This window comes from Salmonirosea aquatica (genome assembly GCF_009296315.1).
Classification (GTDB): Bacteria; Bacteroidota; Bacteroidia; order Cytophagales; family Spirosomataceae; genus Salmonirosea; species Salmonirosea aquatica.
Genome location: NZ_WHLY01000002.1, coordinates 1582046 through 1603817, shown reverse-complemented (window position 1 = coordinate 1603817; position 21772 = coordinate 1582046). Strand labels below are relative to the sequence as shown.

Sequence of the window (21772 nt, the reverse complement as noted above, 5' to 3'; positions counted from 1 at the left end):
GAGGGGTACCTTAAACAGGTAGAGGAGATAAAGGGAAGCTCAGAGAATTGTGATTTTCAGGCGGGTATAATCCTTAATTCTCTTGAAATCGGCTTTGTTGTAGGTATAAACTTCATCACAATACTTCGGTATCAAAGTAAATCATAAATTCACTTCATTAGCCAGATCGGATAAGTTGATATTGGGGTCAATCTTGGAATTCTTGAATCGCTCACGCACTTCCAATGCTTTCTCGTAAAGATCGAGCTGGTTGGGTTTGGCTTTTTTCTCCACCTCCTGCACAGCAATTCTGACGTGACGTCCTTTAAATGGGGACAGAATAGATTTAATGGCCTCGTCGTCTAAGGCTTCTATCTCATATTGAACGGGCTGTTGCATGGCTTTTTTAGTAAAAATAAGAATTTCCTTATTGAAATGTTTCAAATAGCTTATATCCTTCGCTTTTCAACGGCTAAAGGTACCCCTGCGCCTGTAAGTTGAATAGTTCGGCGTATTTTCCATTAATAGCCAGCAGTTCTTCGTGCGAGCCGTATTCCAACAGGGTACCATTTTCCATAAACAGAATCCGGTCGGCCATGCGCACGGTGGAAAAGCGGTGCGATATCAGCACAGCCATTTTGCCCTCGATCAAGCGGCTGAACCGCTGGAACACCTCGTTCTCGGCGCGGGCGTCCAGCGCCGAGGTAGGTTCGTCGAGTACCACCAGCTGGGCATCGCGCATGTAGGCGCGGGCCAGGGCTACCTTTTGCCACTGTCCGCCGGATAGCTCCTGGCCGTCCTTGAACCGCTTACCGAGTACCTGCTGGAATTGCGCCGGGAGCTGATCAACAACCTCGCTGGCTAGACTCTTGCGGGCAGCGTCGGCGATGCGTTCGTCGTCGTCCCGGCGTTCGATATCACCCACGGCGATGTTCTCGGACACTGTCATTTCGTACTTGATGTAGTCCTGGAAAATAATCCCGATGTTGGCGCGCAAATCTGCCAGGCTGTAGGCTTCCAACGGCAGGCCATCGAGCAGAATTCGTCCCTCGGTCGGTTCGTAGAGTCGCGAGAGCAGCTTAACCAAGGTCGTCTTACCGGCCCCGTTCTCACCGACTAGAGCCAGCTTCTCGCCCGGATGTAGCGTGAAAGACAGATTACGGATTGCCCAGCGTTCGCTATCGGGGTACTTGAAACTGACATTCTCAAAAGTAAAGCCTTCCCGAATCGGCCGGGGAATTGTGACGCCATCCGGATTAGCTTTGATGGTAGGTTCTATCGCAAAAAAATCGAATAAATCCTGTAGGTACAGCGCACTTTCGGCGATGCTGGAGAATCGTCCCATGATTCCTTGTAACATCCCGTGCATCCGCTGAAACGAACCCGACAGGAAGGTCATGGTACCAATGCTGATGAACCCGGCAATGGTTTGGATCAGGATAAATACGTAAGCCCCATAGTAGGCCAAGGTACCTAAGGCCGCCAGCAGGTACCCCCAGGTCGCGCGGCTGAGGACGATCTTCTTATTCTGCTCGTAGTATTCATCCGACAAGGCCTTAAACCGCTGGGTCAGGTACTTCTCCAAGCCAAAGACTTTGACCTCCTTGGCGGTTTCGGCACTGGCCCCTATGTAGCGCAGGTAGTCGAGTTCGCGGCGTTCGGGCGTCCAGGAGCGGGTGAGCGAGTAGCTACGCTCATTGAAGTGCGTTTCGCCAAGAAAAGAGGGAATAACGGCTATAATCAGAATCAAAATCAACCACGGACTGAAGGCCACCAAACCCGCGCCCAGCAACAGCAGCGAAATAATGTCCTGCACCTGCGAAAGTACCTGCGTCAGCAGCACGGTGCGGCTGGTGGTCTGGCGGCGGGCACGTTCGAGTTTGTCGTAGAAAACGGGGTTCTCAAACTGGTACAAATCCAATTGCGCCGCGTGGTGGACCAGGTCGACGGAGGTTTTGTTAGCTACCAAATCACCCAGTAAACTGTCACACAGCCCAATCAACCGGCTCAGCAAATCCGAAAAGACAGTTAGCCCCAGTTCCGCTGCTACCATTGTCCAGAGGTACCTTTGCGAGCCACCTTCAGCAATGAGCCGGATCACCTCGTCAATGATTTCCTTACCAATGTATAGCATTACCACCGGAATGCCGGCTTTCAGTAGCCGGAACACCACATTGCCGACCGTCAGGGGCTTACTGGTATTCCACACCAGGCGGAAAAACGGCGGTAGGTTCTGTAACGCTGAAAATCGCTTGCGGAGCGATTGGGAGGTAGAGTCTTTTTTAGGGGGTAGGTTGGGGCGCAAATGTTTGTCGATTGGTATATATCAACTAATCATTTGCAATGGGGAAAAGTTCGAGTGGAGTGGCGGATAGGGGTAGGTTTAAATAGAGAATAGTCTCTGGTGCAAGTAAATTCGATACGCTCGATTTGAAAACCGGCTTCAGAATAAAAACTCAGTCAAACACCCAGACAAAAAACTTATAACTCAGCCAGGCCAGGGCACCTACCAGTAGGATGAGCAGCAGCATAATAGGTACCACGATCTTCCAGGCCCCGCCCTTGTGGCGTCCCTCCACATAATGCTCCTGCATGAGTTTTACGTTCCGAACGTTGGCCTTGAAGGCTACATCGAAAATATCACCGATAAGGGGGATGGACCCGAGCAGGGCGTCGATCACAATATTGAGGGCCATCCGGGCCAGCACAAATCCGCTGGCGCCGTTCCTGGCTAAAATCGAAACCATATACCCGGAAATCAAAAGGGTAGCGAAGTCACCGGCACCGGGGATAAGTCCTATCAAAGCGTCGAAACCAAACCTGATGTTGGTGCCGGGAATGGTAAAGCGGGAATCCATCCATTTGGCCATCGATTCTACATGGGAGATGGCCGACTTCTGCTTTGATACTGCTTGCATGGGTAGGGGTTAGCATTTGGTTTGGGATTGAACTTACTAATAGTATGCCACTTTACGTAGGGTTGTCACGTATACCCTGCTCAGTGAGGATTTTCCCCGGCTTTGGACGGCCAGTCCTGATTCACAAGCCATATACCCGGCTCGGTGGGCCTTGCGAAGATAATTGATAGGAATCCGGGAATCGCGTAGGCAGTTTCTAGCCTGCCGGGAATAAGGCGCATTATATTTAGCGGCAAGCAGTCAAAATGCTATATTGCTCCAATAAACCCCCATTTTTTGTGAAAAACGCCCTGATTCTGTTCATTTTAGTAATCCTTTTGGCCTCACTGTATTACTTTACCCATCGCAAACCTTACAAGAAGTGGTCTAGCACCCTCCCTGGTATTGGTACCTTTTCTTCGGCCAGGGTAGAGGATTTGAATGGGGATGGTGTAAGGGATATACTGCTGGGAGCCGGGAAAAATGAATTCGAGTACAGCGACTCGGCCTTAGTGGCCCTGGACGGAAAAACCGGCGAATTACTTTGGCACAATTCGGCCCGCGATCAGATGTTCGGCTCAGCCGGCCTGTACGACATCAATGGAGACGGTGTGAAGGATGCTTTTTTTGCGGGACGTTCCGTCGAGTTCAAAGCGCTGGACGGTAAAACCGGTAAAACACTTTGGCATTTTGATTCCACTTACTATTCACAGAACGGCAGGCGCTGGTTTAATTTCTACAATCCGCAATTCATCCACGATGTAGACGCCGACGGACTGCGTGATATTCTGATTTCCAACGGGGGCGATATCATGGTACCCCCTTTCAATCCCAACCGGGCGGCCGGCAGATTGGTGATCCTCAGCAGTGCTACGGGAAAACTGCTGGCCGAAGCAATGATGCCCGATAATAAGGAAATATATATGTCCATAGCCGTGGATTTTAACGAAAAAGAGCCTGAGCAATCCCGGATCATTTTCGGAACCGGTGGAGAAAGTATCGCAGGTAACCTGTTTGTGGGTACCATCCGAATGGTACTCGATGGCGATTTGACCCACGCAACAAAAATAGCTAGTGGAGAGAACCGGGGATTTATCGCGCCACCAGCCTGGGTGGATATGACGCAGGATGGCGTGCTGGATATTGTGGTCAATAGTGTGGATGGCCGGGTGATGGGCTTTGATGGTAAAAATCTGGCTCTGCTCTGGTCAACTGCGATTCCTAAGACCGAAGCTTACGCGTCTATGGCCATTGGGAACTTCAATGAAGATACTGTACCCGACTTTTTCATCTCTTTTGCCAAGGGCCGCTACCCTCGCCTTACCTGGACCAAACAGGCCATGCTGGACGGAAAAACCGGGGCCATTCAGTTCCTGGATTCACTCGGCTACTACCAGACCAGCAGCCCCATAGCGGTCGATTTGAACGGCGATGGAAGGCATGAAGTGCTGCTTAGCGTGGAGAACGAGGTCGTGCAAGGTAGGGAGCAGGTGTTCTATACCAATATTGTCAGCATTGACTTTTCCAGTGGCAAGATCATAAAATTTGTTCCGGCTCTGTTGGGACATAACCTTTCTTCTACCCCCTGGGTCGGCGACCTCGACAACGATGGCTATCTCGATTTAATTTATACCCACAGTACCGATAAGTACGGTAAGCTTTCTCAATCTTTTCAAGGCATGCAGGTACATCGTTTCGCCACCACTATTCCTATTAAAAAAGCCGTTCAGTGGGGAGCCTACATGGGAAGCGCTTACGATGGCGTGTACAGGACAGAGGCATTGCTTCCCTAAAAAAAAACCGTTCAATCCTTTTCCAGGGTCCTGGCAATCTTATCCAGGTTCAGGCTGCGGGCCGATGCATCGAAAATTTCGCGGTAGGTACCTTGCATGTCGTACAATTCGGCATGGGTACCCTGTTCCACCAGATGGCCCTTTTTCATGACATAGATACAGTCGGAATCAATGATCTGGGATAGGCTGTGGGAAATGACAACGACGGTACGGCCCTGTTTGATGGCGTCCAGACTGTTCTTGATTTGCTCGGTGGCGATGGCGTCAAGGCTGGCGGTTGGTTCGTCCAGAAAAATCACCGAGGGGTTTTTTAGAAACAACCGGGCAATGGCGATGCGTTGCTGCTGGCCGCCCGAGAGCATTTGAGCGTCGGTCTCGTATTGTTCGGGCAACTCCATAATCTGTTCGTGCAGGTAAGCCTGCCGGGCGGCTTCCACCACTTCGTCGTAGGAAGCTTCCATGGCTCCGTAGCGAATGTTTTCGGCAATTGAGCCCTTAAAGATATGATTCTTTTGCAGTACCATTCCCAAATCACCGCGGAGCTCGGGCAGATCGTAGCGGTCTAGCGGAATACCATCCAGCAGTATTTTTCCAGAATTGGGAGGATAAAAGCGGACCAGCAAATTGATCAGGGTACTTTTACCCGCTCCCGAAAGCCCCACCAGCGCGACGGTCTGACCAGCCTTTATCTTCATCGAAATATTGTACAGCGCTTTGGTGCCATTGGGGTAGGTAAACGACACATCGTCGAGTTCAATATCCCCTTTGATGCGGTCGGGAATGTAGTCCCCGCCGGTTTCCACGGCCCTGGCGTCGTCCAGAATGTCAAAAAATCCTTCGGAGTACGTCAGGGCATCGTTCATTTCGTCATAGATGCGGTGCAGCTGCCGAATGGGCGCCGACACATTGTTGAACAGCAGGATATGGAACATAATCGCCCCGATCGACATCTGCTGGTCCAGTACCAGGTAGGCGGTCAGGATGATGATGAGCACGATACCGATCTGTTCGATAAAGCTTTTGATCCCATCGAAAAAGAAATTGGTACGCCGGGTTTTGAGTTGCGATTCCATCAGGTCCAGTTGCAACTGGTACTGCCGCTTGCCCTCAAATTTTTCCCGTACGAAGGACTTGATCACCAGCACCGACTCGATGAGGTTGATAAGCCCACTGCTCTTGTTTTCCCGCTGGGTTTTCAGCTTACGCCGCACGCCCTGCAATTTCTCTGCCTGCCGGTAGCTTACCCAAAAATACACGGGCAGAATCCCCAGAGCAATGCTTCCCACATACACATTGGCCGAAAACATAATGATCAGGGCCACGATGGCATTGGCCGATAAGGGAAGTATGTCGATAAAGAAATTCTGAATGAGCTTGGTCAGGCTTTCGACACCCCGGTCAATGCGGGTCTGAAGCTTTCCTTTCTGGTTGGTATTGTCGCTGTAAAAGCCCAGTCCGTAGGATAAAATACGATCTACTGCCGTCTGGGATAGTTCGCTCGATACCTGGATCCGTATTTTTTCACCGTAGTAGCGTTGACCGAAAACAATAAAGGTGTTGATAACTTCCTTGGCAAAGAGAATCAGCGAAATCTCACCCAGTAACAGGGCACCGTTCTTTACTCCCCAGCCTTTGTCCAGCATGCCTTGAATCGTATCGACCGTGTAGCGCAGTACAATAGGGTTCACCTGGGCCGTCAGGGCACCCAGCAGGGTCAGAAATAAGGCCAGTACGATTTGGCTCCGATAAGGCCGGACGTAGGGAAGCAATCGCTTAAAGATCTCCCAGATATTCACGCAGCGTTTTTGTTAAGGCTATGGGCCTTTTTGGAGAAAGTGGGCCGATGAGTAAAAGTATAAACGTATAGTTGGCCAGAATGAAGACTCCGTTTGTAATGAGAAACATTCACTCAGTTTTTATGGGCCTCCCGATACTTTTCAGTGTTGAGGATCATCTTGTCCATAACTGCCTCGTCTCTTTTTAAATCCTCTTCCCTAAACCCGGCTTCATTTTTGAGATACTCAGGATATTTTTTCAAATAAGCTCTTTTCAAAGCAATATACTCTCTGCCTGTACTACATTCCTGGAAATCTTTTTCGAAGAATTGCCGGAGAATCTCTGCATGCTTTTCATTAAAAGCCAACCGTTTTGCCATTCCTTCAAACTGCACCAAGTTCAGACCAAATGCAATTTTGATAGGATATCTGCCACTTAAGGCGGATGAGTCGATACCCCAGTTAAAATTCTTTTCCACGCCGTATCTTCTGGAAATGGCAATTAATGAGTCAAGTAAGACCGTATCCTTGCTCATATTTAAAACTATCTTGTCATCCTTAAACAGAATTGGGGGTTCAGGTGACTGAGAAAAACTATTCGTAATTGGCAAAAGGAAAAACAGCAGCAGGTATCTTCTCATAGCCTCATAGATTTTGAGTCAAGATACCAACTCGCTCATTTCTTACGTACATCGAAGCTAGTAGGGTATCGCTTTGCCAAGATATACAAAAAATGAAACCGGAGTAGTACGTCTGAATTTTTAATTTTCAGAACGGGCTACTCCGATTATTTCTTCAAAAAAAGCCTGTAAATATACGCCTACACTTCCCCCAACGCTTTCACCAATCCCTCGATCTGCGCCACCGACGTAGCCGGAAAATTGGCCAACCGTACCTGCGAGCCCTTGAACTCGCCGTAGCCGCTGCCAATGATCAGGCCTTTTTCTTTGAGCTTGCTGATGACGGCTGAGGATTCTTTCTTTGTATTGGCTACTACCACCGTTTGGGATTGGTGGCGGGGTATCTTCACAAAAGCGTCAAAGTTGTTATGTTTCTTAACCAGATTATAAAGTAACCCGGCTTTGTGTTCGGTTTCTTTGCGTATAGTTTCAATGCCAATTCGGTTGAAGTCTTCCGCGATTTTGCCCAAAATGTAGATCGCCATTACGTTAGGGGTGGCGGGTGTTTCGTATTTCAGGGCGTTTTTCCACAAGGTAGGTAGGTCGTGGTGCGCCCCGATGGTGAGACTGTCGTACTTCCGCAGACGTTCGGCCTTGGCCAGGCACGCCTCGTTTACGATCCAGACGCCCAATCCGGCGGGCATGCCGAAGGCTTTCTGCACCGAGAAAAACGCGGTATCGATCAGGCTATAATCCAGCGCTGGGTAGGGTGCCGACGACACCATGTCCACGGCCACAAATTTGTCAGGATTCTTGGCTTTTAGTTTGTGAATATCAGCTACGGGCATCTGCACGCCAGAGCTTGTTTCGTTATGCGTGATGCAGATTACCTCGGCGTATTCAGGTACCTCGATTTCGGCGAAATCAAATCCCTCACCCATCGGCTTTTCGTACACATGCGCGAACTTGTGAAGTGCATGAGCGTAATCGTAAAACTTTTTCGAGAACGAGCCATTAACCAAATGAAAACTTTCGTGCTCGACGCAGTTCAACAGAATCCGTTCCCACGTTTCCGAAGCCGAACCCAGAAAAAGTACCTGATGTGTATCCGGGATAGATAGCAACATCCGCAGCTGCTCCACCGTGAAGCGGTGCAGGTCGCGGTACTGCTGGCTCCGGTGCGAGATGGAACCCAACTGACGGTCCATGAAGGTTTTCAGGTGTTTCTCAAAGGTGGGAAACAGTGCCGCCGGGCCGGGAGTGAAGAAGGTATTTTGCATAGGGGTAGGTAGGTAGCGGTGGTTCTTGAGGGACATAGGCACAAAGATTCAAAGTGCGTAAGATTGCAATCAAGCGTAAGTAATTCCTTTATGCCTCTGTGCCCTTGCTACTTTGTACATCCTGATTAATACAGCATCCGGAAACGAATGGTACCTTCGACGGCCTTGATTTCCTGGATGAATTCCTCGGAGTACTTCTTGGAAATATCCACAATCACGTAGCCGATCAGTTCGTTGGTCTTGAGGTACTGTCCCGAGATATTGATTTCGTATTTGGCAAAAATGCTGTTCAGCTTGGCCAGGACACCCGGTACATTGGCGTGGATGTGCAGCAGGCGGTGCGAGTCGCCCAGCTTGGGTAGCTGCACCTCGGGAAAATTGACGCTGCCGTAGGTACTGCCATTATTGATGTATTCCAGCAGTTTGCCCGGTACGTAGTAGCCGATGTTCTCCTGGGCTTCTTCGGTACTGCCGCCGATATGAGGCGTCAGAATGACGTTAGATAGGCCGATGAGCTCGCTTTCGAAGGCCTCATTATTGGTTTTGGGTTCTTTAGGAAAAACGTCCACGGCGGCCCCGGCAATTTTTCCGCTCTTGATGGCCTCAGCCATGGCCGCGATATCTACTACGTGACCGCGCGACAGGTTCATGAAAATGACCCCGTCCTTCATCAGGTCAAACTCCGCCTTTCCGATCATGACGGTGTTCTCCTTGCGACCGTCCACGTGCAGGCTGATTACATCAGAAATCTGGAGCAATTCTTCCAGCGAACGTACCTTGCGGGCGTTGCCGATGGCTAGTTTGTCAACAACATCATAAAAATACACTTCCATCCCCAATGCCTCAGCCACCACAGAAAGCTGTGTGCCAATGCTGCCGTACCCTACCATGCCTAGTTTTTTGCCCCGAATTTCGTAACTACCACTGGCCGACTTGTCCCAGTGGCCGGTGTGCATGGCGTTGCTTTTAGGGACGATATTTCGAATCAACATAATCATTTCGCCAATAGCCAACTCCACTACGGAGCGGGTGTTGCTGTAGGGCGCGTTGAATACTGCCACGCCGCGTTCGGTGGCCGTTTCGAGGTCGATCTGGTTAGTGCCGATGCAGAAAGCACCAATGGCCATCAGGCGGTTAGCACTTTCGAGTACGCGCTTGGTGATCTGGGTTTTGGAGCGGATACCGATGATTGACACGTCCTTGATCCGCTCGCAGAGTTCATCTTCGTCCAGCGCGCCTTTCAAAAACTCCACTTTGAAGCCTTCTTCTTCAAAAGCCCGCACGGCCGCCGGATGCACGTTTTCCAGCAGGAGTACCTTGATTCGGCTCTTGGGGTACGACTGGCTGCGACTCAGTTTGTTATCGTACAGGAATTCATCCAGCGAGCCCGACACGTGATCGGCTACCTGTACCACGCGGGGGCGGTTGACATTTTCAGTGAAAGCATAAAAACGGTTAGCCAGGCCCGATTCGCGCAGCTCGTAATCGGTATAGCCGTCACCAATCACGTAGATATCGCCCGTCAGATTCAGGGTACGCAGGAGTTTTATTTTGCCACCGTCCGAGGCCAGTACGTTCGTCTCATCCACGCCGATAATGCGCCCCTCTTCGTCGAATACGAATTCATTGGCAAAAACATGATCGGCACGAACACCCAACTCGGTCACAATGGGAACGATAAATTCCTTGAAACCGCTGGAAACCACATAAATATGGTCGGCATTGTCGGTGATAAAAGTCTTGTTGCGCAGAAATGAATCCGACACTTTGGTACGCAGGTAGTCAACCAGAAGCTCAATGTGCGAGCGATCGGCCGACAGCAGGGCGATGCGGCGGCGTAGTCCTTCGGCAAACGCCATTTCGCCGTTCATGCCTTTATCGGTCAACTCGCGGATCTGCTGTACAATCGCTTCGCGGTCGTTATGGCCGGCCAGGGCAATATGGGCCAGCTCGTCGAGCCCTTCTACTTTGGTAAACGTGCTGTCAAAATCAATGACAATGTGCGTCGGATTAAGTGTTTGCGTCAACATGCAGGAAGTTTGGCAGGAATATTATCCCCTTGGTTCAGAATGACTACTACGTTTTATGCAAAATTAAGAAACGTAGCGTACACTGACTATAAAAAGTACATTTACAGCCGATTGTATAGGATGCGTACTATTTATTAATTGATTAGTGAAAATGTGCCCCTAGCTTTTGTTGTTTTCCAAAAAATCTAGCGCCCGCTGCTCCGACCAATACAAATCATTGTCCAGGGTTTCGGAGCGAAATCCGCAATGTCCGCCTTCCTGCGTAAGTTCCAGCCACACATTCGGCATGGCGGCGATTTGAGCCTGGGGTAGACTTTCCGCAGGTACCAGAGGATCGTTCAACGCATTGACAATCAAGGTAGGGATGGTAATGGATTCCACAAAGAATTTGGAACTGTTGCGAGCGTAGTAGTCGTCTGCGCCGTCGAAGCCGTGTAGGGCGGCAGTGTAGATATGGTCGAAATCGTAAAAGGTTTTTACTTTGGCGTAATCGCCCACGCTGATATGATCGGGAAAGACTTTGGATTTTTCGGTCACTTTGGGTTTTAGCGATGATAGAAAGCGTTTCAAGTACACCCAGTTTTCCGGTTTTTCGATCGCCCGACTGCACGCCAGCAGATCCATGGGTACGCTGAACACGACCGCTTTTTTTATTTCAGGAATCAGGAGGGTACCTTGCTCTCCTAGGTACTTGAGGGTAAGGTTTCCGCCCAAACTGAACCCCATCAGAAAAAGGGTACCATAGCCTTTTAGAAGTGCGTGCTGCACCACCAGATCCAGGTCGTCCGTGGCCCCGCTATGGTAAAACCGTACCTGCTTGTTCATTTCACCCCCGCAACTCCGGTAATTCCAGGCTAGGCAATCATACCCCTGACGAGTCAGTGCCCGCACCATGCCCAGAATATACTGCCGCTGGCTGTCTCCTTCCAGGCCGTGCGACAGAATCACCAGGCCTTTGGAGACGGGAGCGCCGGTTTTGGCCCAGTCCAGATTCAGAAAATCATCATCGGGCGTTATGATCTGCTCACGCGTGTAGGCGACATCCTTTATTTTCCGGAAAAGGGCGGGAAAGATACTTTGGAAGTGTCCGTTGGGTAGCCAGAAAGGTGCTTTGTGATCGGTGGTACGGAGCAGGGGCATAAAGCTCTGTTTTTCTGTATGTGACAAAAAAAAGCAGAACGTCGTTCCAACCGACAGCCCGGAAAATTGGTCTGGTAAGAAAAACAGAATGTAAGAAAATGAAAAGAATAGGTTTCATGCTGATGCTAATCAGTTTGTTGGGATGCAGCAAAGAATCGCTCAGTCCCGAAGAAAAAAACATAGTGGGTACCTGGCAGTTGAAGGAATTCTGCGTAGGTCCCGGCGATGGCAGCTGTCCGCAGCAATTAGCCACCACCAGCGCCACCCAAACGCTCGAATTCAGAAAAGACGGTTCCTTTATCGAAAAGATACCCCAACCCGGTCAGTTCCAGACACCCATCGTGAGTTCAGGTGAATTCAGAATCGAAGGAGAAGGGCGACTGTACTTCAAATTTGACAATGCAGGCACGGGGAATAAAGAAAACCATTGGGGATACAACCTCGCGGGCGACCGGCTCACCATCCTGCCCTCGATATGTAATGAGGGCTGTTCCTACACCTACCAGCGCATGTGATCAGTTTTTGGGCGTGCCGCGTCTCATCTCGGCCTGCCGCATGGGCATGGAATCGATGAGGGAGAAAAATTTTTCGGCAGTGACGGGTTGCGTTTCGGTGAGTTTAGTACCCCCATCTTTCCCGACCAGCCACACCCCGAATTTCGTCAGGTCGTGACTAAAATGGCGAGCCAGGTAGTTTTTGTCCTCAGCATCTAGTGTTTGGCCCACGCATTCGATGACGACGAGATCTCGTTCTTTTAGTTCTTTGGGTTTTGCGGCCAGGATTTGCTTCTGCTGCTGAAATTCTTTGGAGCTGGCGTCGGGTGTGTAGATGACGATCACTCGATTTTTCCAAGTCAGGCTTTCCAGTTTTTCGCGGAGGGGGATTTCTGCGAAGAAGGTAGCCAAGAGAAGGGAAGAAAGGAATAAATGAAGGATCACGGAGTTCATGGCGTTGAATGTTTCTTAAAAAACGGCCATGTCTCGAAATTGTTCATAGGCTACGTACACTTTTAAGGTACCCTGCCAAACCAAAAACAGACTATGAAAAAGATAGCAACGCTATTCATTTTAATGCTTGCGTTTGGCTGCCACAAAGAAGTGGATAGGGAATGCATTGAGCAGCCGCACGATGGGAGAGCCTGTCCCTTTATCTATAATCCGGTATGCGGCTGCAACGGAAAAACCTATGCAAACTCCTGCGTAGCTGAATCAGTGGGGATTATTAAATATACTGCCGGAGCGTGTAAGTCTAAGAGATGAGTTAAGCCCCAATCAATCAAACAGATTTTCCGTCCGGTCCAGCATCAGGATCGAGGCTTGCGGCACGATTACATACTTTTCACCGTCGTATTCCAGTTCAATGGCGTTGCGCTGCAGGTAAATCGCCAAATCACCTTCCCGGGCCTGCAAGGGCATGTACTTCACTTTTTCTTCAGTTTCCTTCCAGGGCTCTTCGTCCACGGCGGCGGGAATAGGGTACCCTGGACCTACCTTGATGACGTAGCCGGTTTGTACCTGCTCTTTCTCGGTTACGGTAGGAGGTAGGTACAGACCGCTATGCGTACGGTCGTTGGGGCTTTTGGGTTTGATCAGGACGCGGTCACCCACCACGATCAGGCTTCTTAAACGGTTATCGGCAGTAATTTCCATTGTAGTGGTTAGTTTTTCATCCAGGGAAATTTGTATCAAGGATTCTGTGTTCAAAAGAAGCGTACAACGCTAACCAAAAATGCCAAATTGACAGAAATTAACCGCCAACAGCATTTTCTGGATTAACCCAAAAAGTCAAACGCCCAGCATCCGGCATCTGAAATCTTCTTAAAACTGGAAGTAGATAAACTGATTGGAAGTGAAGACTCCGAAGAAATAAATGAATGCGCAGAGGAAGATAAAAAGGGAATAAAACAGCGCCGTGCTACGCGTAGGAATAGTGAGGAAATAGTGTTCCTTGACAAGCATGAAAAGAATTAGCACTACGGAAAACCACATCTCGACCGAATTGAGCGGCGATCGCACCGGCTCGCCCCACGATAGGGTACCTATCTTGTGGAGTATGGCGAAGGCTTGTTTTACGGGGGCTTTGTCGTTTCGGAAAAACACCCAGGTCAGGCTCACAAGTGCGAAGGTGATGGCGACGTTGGCAAAATGGATGAAGCGGTTTTGGGGAATGACTACGCCCCATCGGGCCAACCACTTTTTACGCAGAGCCGCCCCTACCTGGTAAAAACCGTGCAGACTCCCCCAAATCACGTAGTTCCAGCTTGCTCCATGCCACAGCCCGCTTACCAGAAACACGATGAACTGATTGACATACCGTCGGTATTCGCCCTTACGATTACCGCCCAGCGGAATGTACAGGTAGTCCCGAAACCAGGTGGATAGCGAAATATGCCATCGCCCCCAGAACTCCGAAATGGAAGCGGATTCGTAGGGAGTACGGAAGTTGTCCATCAGCGTAAAACCCATGACCCGCGCCGCCCCGATGGCGATATCGGAATAGCCCGAAAAATCGCAGTAAATACGGAAAGTGAAGAAGAGGGTAGCCACCAGTAAGGTTAAGCCGTTCTGCTCGTAGGGATTCTCATAGGCATAGTCTATCATCAGGGCCAGGCGGTCGCCGATCACTACTTTCTTGAACATACCAAAGGCCATCTGCATCAGCCCCGCTTTCACCTGTTCAAAATCGTAATTAAAATACGAGTGGAACTGGAACAGCATATTCTGTGGGCGCTCGATGGGCCCCGCCACCAGTTGCGGGTAAAACATGACGTACAGCGCGTAGATGCCGAAATGGTACTCAGCCTGCTGGTTGCGGCGGTACACCTCGATGGTGTAGCTCATGGCCTGGAACGTGTGGAACGACAGGCCGATGGGTAGCAGCACCCGTCCGGCTCCGTTGGTAATCCACTCGGCGATGCGATGCGGAATCAGTCCGCCCAGCGGAGGTACATAGGGACCCAGGTTCAGGAGAGCCAAGAAACTATTGACCGAATCGCTAAGGAAATCGTAGTACTTGAAGAACGCCAGAATCCCGATATTAGAAATCAGGCTAATGATCAGCAAAAGTTTACGCTTTCGCTGATCTTCGATTTTCTCAATCCAGATTCCGGCGAAGTAATCGATGACGATGGTACCGAACAGGATCAGGATGTACACGGGCTTAAAGACCATGTAGAAGTAGCAACTCGCCGCCAGCAACAGCATCCAGCGTCCCCGCCACGACAGGCTGAAGTAAGCCACCGTCACGAAGATGAAGAAAACAATGAATTGCAGGGAGTTAAACAGCATCGGTTCGGGAGGGCGTCAGGGGATGATCACAGTTTGGTCGGTGGCTAGAAGCGTATCGTGTTGATTGCCTGCTTCCCATATTTCAACCGTATACACTCCGCTGTGCAGCGTTGCTTTGGGGCAGTCCGCTAAGCCCTGAGTGGGCTGGACATAGAACAGATAGATGTTCCGGGGCGATTTGAGCACCGCGTAGCGGTCGAAGGGTAGGTCGCTGGCCTGGTGGGTTGGGAGCGTAATCAGAACGTTAGCATCCGTTTCGCGTATTGTGGTTTTAATATTTCCTTCGGTAAACCGTTCGGACAAATCCTCTTCACCGGGGTGGATCAGGGGCGAAGGCAGCTGGTACACGCCCTTTTCTTTAGTACCCTGCAAGGTACGCACGACCATCGGCTCGAAGGAGGTACCTTTGGAAGCGCCCAGCCCGATGCCGTTATGCCGTTGGTTGAAGGCGAACGCCAGCCGGACTTTACGGATTTTGGCTACTTCGGGAATGTAATGGTAGTATGAGGTACCCCACGCAAGTAGCGCCAGTGCCAGTACCCCGCCAAAAACATATTTTTTTACGGAATAGGGTACCAGGGAAATCAGGAGCAGATAGGCAATGGCGGCGGAAGTACCCGGGTAGATCTTGTAGGTACTCCACAATACCAATTCATAATTGAAGCGTGTCCTGAAAAAAACCACAAGAGCCATGCTGATGAACAGGTAGGTCAGGGCACCCAGCCAGAAGGCATTCGTCGAATCCTGGTCCGGCAGCGGGTTGTTGTTTTTAGGGAAATATTTTACAAATCCTGTATTTGGAATGCGCGGGTGCCAGTACTCCGAACGCGTGAAGATCATCACCAGCCAATATATCCCAAATCCCAGCATCAGAGCCCCCAAAAGAACCGGAATCAGCATTCGGTACAGGAAGGTTAGGGTGGGAAAAATATCAAAAATTCCCCCTACCATAGCCAGCAAACCCGCCAGCACTTTGACGGGATTGGCCAGAATGTAAGCAAATCCTTTTTCATTGCCCTGCACCAGTTCCTGGCCGTAGAAGTACGCAAAAACGGCTACTACTCCCAGGATTACCCAAATTCCCAACACTTTCCAGCGGCCCTGGAAAAATAATAACACAACGCCCGATGGCCACACCATCATGCCATTGCCCATACTATACGTATCCAGCAGCGCTACGCCCACTGCTAACCCGAAAGCCAAGTAGGTACCTTTGGCTAGATAATGGAGGGACAAAAAGGAAAGGAAGATCACCAGCTGGTACTGCAACGTCATGATGGTCATGAAGGTCATGGCGTAGTACTGCAAATTAAAAACTAGCAGCGCGGCGGGAAGAAGCCACAGCAGGCGCGTTTCGGTTTTTCTGAAATTCAGAGCTATCAGCCAGAATATCCCAAGCACGGATAGGTTGCCTATGAACGCCATGACTCTAAAATTCAGGGTGCCCATAAGGGACTGTTGGGCCAGTAGCACCAAGTGCGCCGAGACGATCCGGTGCTCATTGGTGGGATGAAACAAGGCTTCCAACTTACCGGAAAAAGTTTCGGCGTTCAGCCAGTTCAGCAGGAAGTTGGGCAGACAGTCGAAGTCGTCGAACCAGGGTACATTGATGCTATACTGAATAGAAACCACATAAAACAGGACGATTGGAATCAGGATCAGGATCGCCGCGCCAAGGGTACCTTTGGTGAGCACCTTTTCAGTCATGATCTGCTTTTTTAAGGTAGATCGCCTCCTTGCCGAAGTACCCGGCCATCAGCTTATTCCACCAGTGGTTCTTATCTTCTTTGATGTCGTCCACGAACAGGGATTGGGGCGGATCTTTTATTTCGGGTAGGTACACCACCGGAGTTGGCGAATTTTTAATCAGCTCATACCGCTGGTACATTTTGGCGTTGTAGGTAGCCGCTTTGCCGCTCAGCCAGTCCTTATACACCATGCGGATGTTGGCATTTTCGTAAACATCAAAAACAATCCAGAACGCCAGAATTGTCAGGATTATGCCTTGGGGTAACCGGGGAATATGAGGTAGGGTGAACTGGCTGTTGACTTCGTGAAAAAGCACGCCTGCTACATAAAACCAGCCTACCAGAAAAAATAAATACACGTAGTTGACCTCCCGTGCCGTAGGATCGATGCCAATGCCATAGTAAGGCGTAAAGAGCTGAGCGGCCAACACACCTAGGAATAGCAGAGAAACGTACCAGAAGGGAACTGCAAAATAGGCGCGGGCTTGCGGCACAATGCGCGAAAGTACAATGAACCACACGACCGTGAACAGCAGGATTGGAGTGGTAGTGAGCCAGTCGACAGTGAGTAGGGTGAGGGTTTTGAAAGCGTTCAGCATCGACTTAGGAATGTTTCCACTTAGAGGATTGCCCCCGATGCGGACGGTAAGGCCTGGGGCTCTGAAATAGAAAAAACAGCCTATGGCCGCTGCCACCAGCATCCCGATCATGAACCCGTCGACCTTTTTATGAAACAGAAGGCGGTATCCCCAAAGACCTGCGATCAGAATAAGAATCGTAAGGAGGCTGGGCTCACTGCTGCCTATGATAGCAAATACCAAAAAACCAGCAAAAACAGTGGTGAGGATTTGGAGTCGTTTGGTTTCGAGGCGATACCAACGAATTGTCAAGATAATCCAGCCAAAGGTCATGATGGCCGGAACCGAGAAGGTCACGAAAGCCGCCATCCAGTAGAAAGCTTCGGCGACGCTGGGCAATTTGAGGATATATAGAAAAAAAAGTACCCCCGCAAAACCCAGATGTGCCCGCCACGACAGGGTGGGGGTCAACTGACGAGCCAACCCGTACAGGATCGCCACCAGGCCCAAGATAACCAGAACGGGCAGTACCTTGAAGCCCTCAACGGAATGGAAAAGAAGAGGGTTTGTATGATTTAGGAAAATACCAAAATACCGGCCTGTCCAGCCCGTGTAGTAGTAATGCATGGCTTCCAGCCAGCCGTATTTGAACACCGTGTCGATGTAGCCGTAGTCATCGGCGGGGGAAGGGTGGTTGTAAAAAGATAGGGCGATCAATGGCAGCAGTACACCAGCCAGTAAGGCTATATTAATTGTGTTGCCGACCGTCCGGTAAATTCTGATAAGATTATTCATGCACTATTTTTTCAATAATATAGCGGGGCCGGGCTTTTACTTCCTCGTAGATTTTGCCGATATATTCCCCAATCAGCCCCAGCGCCATCATATTGGAGCCGCTAAAAAAAGTAATCGGGAGCATGGTGGAAGTCCAGCCGGGTACGGTAAAGCCAAAAAGGTAGGAACCCAGGATATAGGCAAAAATAACCATGGCTACCAGAAAATTGAAAAAACCAAAGTACAGCACCAGCCGCATGGGAAAGGTGGAGAATGACGTGATGCCGTTCCAGGCGAACAGAACCATTTTCCTGACGGGGTACTTGGTCTCGCCTGCCATCCGGTCCAGCCGCTTATAAAAAACCTTCTCACTCTGAAAACCTACCAAAGGCACGATGCCCCGTAGGAAGAGGTTGATTTCCCGGAAATTCCCCAACTCCCGCAGTACCCGGCGATCCATGAGCCGGAAATCGGCGTGGTTGAACACCACCGGAACGCCCATTTTCTGCATGATCGTGTAGAAACTCTCGGCCGTCACGCGCTTGAACCAACTGTCGGAGGTCCGGTCGTTGCGGACGCCGTACACGATCATCGCGCCCTCGCGATGTTTTTCGAGCATGGCGGTCATGGCGTGGATGTCGTCCTGCAAATCGGCGTCGAGGGTGATGAAGCAGTCGAAATCGTCCACATGGTGTTCCAGTCCGGCCAGGATTGCGCTTTGATGACCAAAATTGCGGGAGAGCTTGACGCCAATAACGGTGGGATCGGCTTGCGAAATCTCTTCAATCATGGTCCAGGTACGGTCGCGGCTGCCGTCATTGACGAAGCATATTCTGCTATCTTCGTGAATGAGTCCGCTTGCTTTGATACCCGCATAATAGCCTTTCAGCGTACCATAGGTGTGGTGCAGAATGGCTTCTTCGTTGTAGCAGGGTAGTACGAGCAGCAGGCGTGCTGGATTCATAAAGTCGTCGTTTATGGGGCAAAATTAGCAGGAAAAGGCAAACCCCAGGCATTTAGGTTGGGTTTAACCCGCCATGGGCTGGCGCCTCTGCAAAAGGGGATAAGCCAGAACCGCCAGCAGAATCACCAGGGTACCCAGATAAAAGCCAGGCGTCATGCGCTCTTTCTCCCCGAAAATGACGAAGGCCAGCGCAATACCGTACACGGGCTCGAGGTTCACAGTGAGGTTGAGCATATACGCCGAAAACTGCTTCATCAGCTGGGTACCCATAGAATAGGCATACACGGTGCATACCCCCGCCAGAATCAAAATCCATAGCCAGTCGGCGGAAGCAGGCCAGAGCGGCAGAGCATTGTTCAGGTCGTACGTTTGAAAAACAATCACAAAAAAAAGTGAACAGATGCTTGCTCCCACCATTTCGTAAAAGGTAATCACAAAAGCGTCGTGTCGCTTCACAAAATGGCTGTTGGCCACGGTGAAAAGGGCCGCCAGAAAAGCCGAACCCAAGGCTAGTATCAAACCCAGGGCATGATTGAACTCGAAACGGAACACAATGTATAGTCCTGCCACTGCCAGCAGTCCCAGAAGTACCTCCAGCGGCCTGACCCGCTGTCGGTTCACCAGCGGCTCGACCAAACTGGTCCAGAGCGAGGTAGTGGACATGCCCGCCAAACAGACGGATGCTGTGGAAACCCGCGCCGAAGCGAAAAACAAAATCCAGTGGGTAGAGAGCAGAATCCCCACCCCCATCATGCGAATGGCCTGACCGCGTCCGACACGGAAACTCTTTTTACGCAGATAGACTACCAACGCTAATCCCAGAGCCGCAAAAAAGGTACGGTAGAGGACCAAAGCAGTGGGAGCAATAGTCACCAATAGTCCCAGGATGGCGGTAAAACCCCAGATCAGCACCAGGAAATGCAGTTGCAGGTAGGAGCGCAGCGGGGGCGACGAACTCATCGGGGCAGGGTTTTGAACAGAGCCACGCCCACAAATGAAAAAATAATATTAGGCAGCCACACCGCCAGTAGCGTATTGATGTTGCCCGACTCGGCCACTCCCTTGGAAAGTAGAAAAAACAGAATGTAGATAAAAGCCAGGGCAAAGCCCAGGGCGATCTGCAGGCCCACGCCCCGGCGACTTTTGCGCGCTGACACGATTACCCCAATGGCAGTCAGAATCAGGATGGCAAATGGCTGGGTAAAACGCGTATATTTTTCAATAAGGTACACTTCCAGGCCGTCGGCACCCCGGCTCTTGAGTAGGTCGATGTAATCGTTCAACTCGTTCAGGGTGAAGGTTTCAAAAAGATTGTAATCACTCTCGAAATCTTTGGGTCGTAGATTAATCAGCGTGTCCAGCTCGGTACCATAGGTGAGGTTTTCGCGCAGGCTGTCCAATGTGCGGATGCGATAGTCTTTCAGGGCCCATTTATTCTTCTTGGGTTGCCACACAATATGGTCGGCCGTCAGTTTCTTTTTGAGCTTATTGCCATCCACGGTTTCCAGTGTGAACTTGTTGCCAGTTTTGGTGGTCACGTTGTAGCTTTCGAGGTAGGCGTACATATGCGGGGCTACTTTGATGTGTACATTGCGCCCGTCGTAGTAAAACTCATCTTTTACGTACTGTTGCTCGAACGCGTTCCTGATTTTGTTGGCTCGGGGAAGTACCCAGCCCACCAGCAGGAACATCACGCCGCCAATCACGACGGCCCCCATGAAATAAGGTACCAGCAGACGCCCGAAACTGATACCACTGCTCAGCATCGCCACTATTTCGGTACGTGCGGCCAAGCGCGAGGTAAAAAAAACCGTCGCAATGAACACCATCAACGGACTGATGTAGTTGATCCAGTAAGGAATCAGGTTGAGGTAGTACTGGAACAAGATAGCCGAAACTGGCGCCTTCTTTTCAATAAAATCGTCAATCTTCTCTGTATAATCGATCATACAGATAATGAGCACGATGACAAAGGCGACGAACAGATAGGTAACCAGAAAATTTTTGAGAATATAGCGGTCCAGTATTTTCACAATGACGACTTAGGATAAATTCGGGATGAGGGATACTGGATTGGGGATCGGCTAATAAGGTAGGTGGTAGGTCAAAAGTAAATAGGGCAATTATTTCTGCGCAGGTACTTCCATCGAAAAAAAATATCCACTGTCAACGCTCAATTGTCTACTGATTTAAACACGTTGTACCAGGAGATGTTTGGAGACTTCCTGGCTGATGAACAGCGTTTTTACGCCATCGATCTGTACTAGCGCCGACTTGTCGTATTCATTGATTTCCTTGATTTCCATTTCGCAACCCAGCATCAGCCCGGAGCGATCAAGGTGTTGGAGGAATGGCGTGGCGTGCTCAAGTACCCCCATCATCAATACCTTGTCGCCTTCGTGCAACTCCGACAGCTTCAGGTAGTCGGCGGCCGGCATATTGCCTTTCGCATCGGGAATCGGGTCGCCGTGGGGGTCGAATTGCGGATTGCCCAGAAAAGCGGCCAGCCGTTCCACAAGGCGGTCTGAAGGAATGTGTTCCAGTTCTTCGGCAATATCATGCACCTCATCCCAACCGAATCCCAGCGTTTCGACCAGAAAAACTTCCCATAACCGATGCTTACGGATTATTTTAAGAGCCAGTTTTTCGCCCGTTGGAGTCAGCGTGACCCCCTGGTATTTTTTATAATGAATCAAATCCTTCTCTGCCAGTTTCTTGAGCATGTCAGTCACCGAAGCCGCGCGGGTTGCCGTTCCTTCGGCCAGGGCGTTGGTACTCACTTCCGTCCCTTCGGGGCCTGACAGGTTGTGAATGATTTTCAGATAATTTTCTTCAGTGAACGAATGCTGCATGAGGTAGAACTGACTTCGACGCGGACTGCTATAACGCAAAAGTACGATTTACTTA

Annotated in this window: 20 protein-coding genes; 3 read left to right on the top strand and 17 right to left on the bottom strand. The window is 50.3% G+C overall.

Translation table 11 applies throughout. The annotated features are described in order from the left end of the window. Nucleotides 1-141 precede the first annotated feature (141 nt). From GBK04_RS07760 to GBK04_RS07750, 3 genes are all read right to left on the bottom strand, one after another. Nucleotides 142-378, bottom strand: a complete 237-nt coding sequence (locus GBK04_RS07760) for a hypothetical protein (protein WP_152758359.1) — start codon at nucleotides 376-378, stop codon at nucleotides 142-144. Between the two features lie 73 nt (nucleotides 379-451). Beyond that, the gene (locus GBK04_RS07755; protein WP_152758357.1) at nucleotides 452-2284 is read right to left on the bottom strand and encodes an ABC transporter ATP-binding protein; all 1833 of its coding nucleotides are present in this window, start codon (nucleotides 2282-2284) and stop codon (nucleotides 452-454) included. A 151-nt stretch (nucleotides 2285-2435) separates the two neighbouring features. Beyond that, nucleotides 2436-2897, bottom strand: coding sequence for a DUF4112 domain-containing protein (locus tag GBK04_RS07750; RefSeq protein ID WP_152758355.1), 462 nt, complete (start codon nucleotides 2895-2897; stop codon nucleotides 2436-2438). Between the two features lie 278 nt (nucleotides 2898-3175). On the opposite strand from GBK04_RS07750, the gene GBK04_RS07745 reads away from it, so the two are divergent. Beyond that, nucleotides 3176-4669, top strand: a complete 1494-nt coding sequence (locus tag GBK04_RS07745; protein ID WP_373330804.1) for an outer membrane protein assembly factor BamB family protein — start codon at nucleotides 3176-3178, stop codon at nucleotides 4667-4669. A gap of 11 nt (nucleotides 4670-4680) precedes the next feature. On the opposite strand, the gene GBK04_RS07740 is transcribed toward GBK04_RS07745, so the two are convergent. The 5 genes from GBK04_RS07740 to GBK04_RS07720 all read right to left on the bottom strand — a co-directional run bounded on the left by GBK04_RS07740 (nucleotide 4681) and on the right by GBK04_RS07720 (nucleotide 11514). Further along, the gene (locus GBK04_RS07740) at nucleotides 4681-6465 is read right to left on the bottom strand and encodes an ABC transporter ATP-binding protein (protein WP_373330803.1); all 1785 of its coding nucleotides are present in this window, start codon (nucleotides 6463-6465) and stop codon (nucleotides 4681-4683) included. Between the two features lie 113 nt (nucleotides 6466-6578). Continuing rightward, a complete protein-coding gene (locus GBK04_RS07735; RefSeq protein WP_152758351.1) occupies nucleotides 6579-7085 on the bottom strand; it encodes a hypothetical protein in 507 nt (168 codons plus the stop codon). Nucleotides 7086-7264: 179 nt separating this feature from the next. Then, nucleotides 7265-8344 (bottom strand): aminotransferase class V-fold PLP-dependent enzyme, encoded by a 1080-nt coding sequence (locus GBK04_RS07730; RefSeq protein WP_152765952.1) that lies wholly within the window; start codon nucleotides 8342-8344, stop codon nucleotides 7265-7267. Between the two features lie 125 nt (nucleotides 8345-8469). Next, nucleotides 8470-10374, bottom strand: coding sequence for a phosphoglycerate dehydrogenase (gene serA / locus GBK04_RS07725; protein WP_152758349.1), 1905 nt, complete (start codon nucleotides 10372-10374; stop codon nucleotides 8470-8472). A gap of 159 nt (nucleotides 10375-10533) precedes the next feature. Next, the gene (locus GBK04_RS07720; protein ID WP_152758347.1) at nucleotides 10534-11514 is read right to left on the bottom strand and encodes a YheT family hydrolase; all 981 of its coding nucleotides are present in this window, start codon (nucleotides 11512-11514) and stop codon (nucleotides 10534-10536) included. Nucleotides 11515-11612: 98 nt separating this feature from the next. Here GBK04_RS07720 and GBK04_RS07715 point away from each other — a divergent pair, with 98 nt between their 5' ends. After that, entirely contained in the window at nucleotides 11613-12029 is a 417-nt protein-coding gene (locus GBK04_RS07715) for a lipocalin family protein (RefSeq protein ID WP_152758345.1), read from the top strand. Here the strand turns inward: GBK04_RS07715 and GBK04_RS07710 are convergent, their stop codons facing one another. After that, nucleotides 12030-12461, bottom strand: a complete 432-nt coding sequence (locus GBK04_RS07710) for a DUF4174 domain-containing protein (protein ID WP_152758343.1) — start codon at nucleotides 12459-12461, stop codon at nucleotides 12030-12032. A 93-nt stretch (nucleotides 12462-12554) separates the two neighbouring features. On the opposite strand from GBK04_RS07710, the gene GBK04_RS07705 reads away from it, so the two are divergent. Beyond that, nucleotides 12555-12773, top strand: coding sequence for a Kazal-type serine protease inhibitor family protein (locus GBK04_RS07705; RefSeq protein ID WP_152758341.1), 219 nt, complete (start codon nucleotides 12555-12557; stop codon nucleotides 12771-12773). A gap of 12 nt (nucleotides 12774-12785) precedes the next feature. Here the strand turns inward: GBK04_RS07705 and GBK04_RS07700 are convergent, their stop codons facing one another. From GBK04_RS07700 to GBK04_RS07665, 8 genes are all read right to left on the bottom strand, one after another. After that, nucleotides 12786-13163 (bottom strand): co-chaperone GroES, encoded by a 378-nt coding sequence (locus GBK04_RS07700; RefSeq protein ID WP_152758339.1) that lies wholly within the window; start codon nucleotides 13161-13163, stop codon nucleotides 12786-12788. Between the two features lie 168 nt (nucleotides 13164-13331). Next, nucleotides 13332-14801: an MBOAT family O-acyltransferase gene (locus GBK04_RS07695; RefSeq protein WP_152758337.1), complete on the bottom strand. Its 1470-nt coding sequence runs from the start codon at nucleotides 14799-14801 to the stop codon at nucleotides 13332-13334. A 15-nt stretch (nucleotides 14802-14816) separates the two neighbouring features. Further along, nucleotides 14817-16508: a hypothetical protein gene (locus GBK04_RS07690; RefSeq protein ID WP_152758335.1), complete on the bottom strand. Its 1692-nt coding sequence runs from the start codon at nucleotides 16506-16508 to the stop codon at nucleotides 14817-14819. Next, entirely contained in the window at nucleotides 16501-17922 is a 1422-nt protein-coding gene (locus GBK04_RS07685) for a DUF6056 family protein (RefSeq protein WP_152758333.1), read from the bottom strand. Before GBK04_RS07685 ends, GBK04_RS07690 begins: the two co-directional genes overlap by 8 nt. Then, nucleotides 17915-18865 carry a glycosyltransferase family 2 protein gene (locus GBK04_RS07680; RefSeq protein ID WP_152758331.1) on the bottom strand — a complete coding sequence of 317 codons (951 nt, stop codon included), beginning with the start codon at nucleotides 18863-18865 and terminating at the stop codon, nucleotides 17915-17917. Before GBK04_RS07680 ends, GBK04_RS07685 begins: the two co-directional genes overlap by 8 nt. Nucleotides 18866-18928: 63 nt before the next feature. After that, nucleotides 18929-19825: a DMT family transporter gene (locus tag GBK04_RS07675; RefSeq protein ID WP_152758330.1), complete on the bottom strand. Its 897-nt coding sequence runs from the start codon at nucleotides 19823-19825 to the stop codon at nucleotides 18929-18931. Next, nucleotides 19822-20898, bottom strand: coding sequence for an LptF/LptG family permease (locus GBK04_RS07670; protein WP_373330802.1), 1077 nt, complete (start codon nucleotides 20896-20898; stop codon nucleotides 19822-19824). Before GBK04_RS07670 ends, GBK04_RS07675 begins: the two co-directional genes overlap by 4 nt. 156 nt (nucleotides 20899-21054) lie before the next feature. Next, a complete protein-coding gene (locus tag GBK04_RS07665; protein WP_152758328.1) occupies nucleotides 21055-21717 on the bottom strand; it encodes a metal-dependent transcriptional regulator in 663 nt (220 codons plus the stop codon). Between the last annotated feature and the right edge of the window lie 55 nt (nucleotides 21718-21772).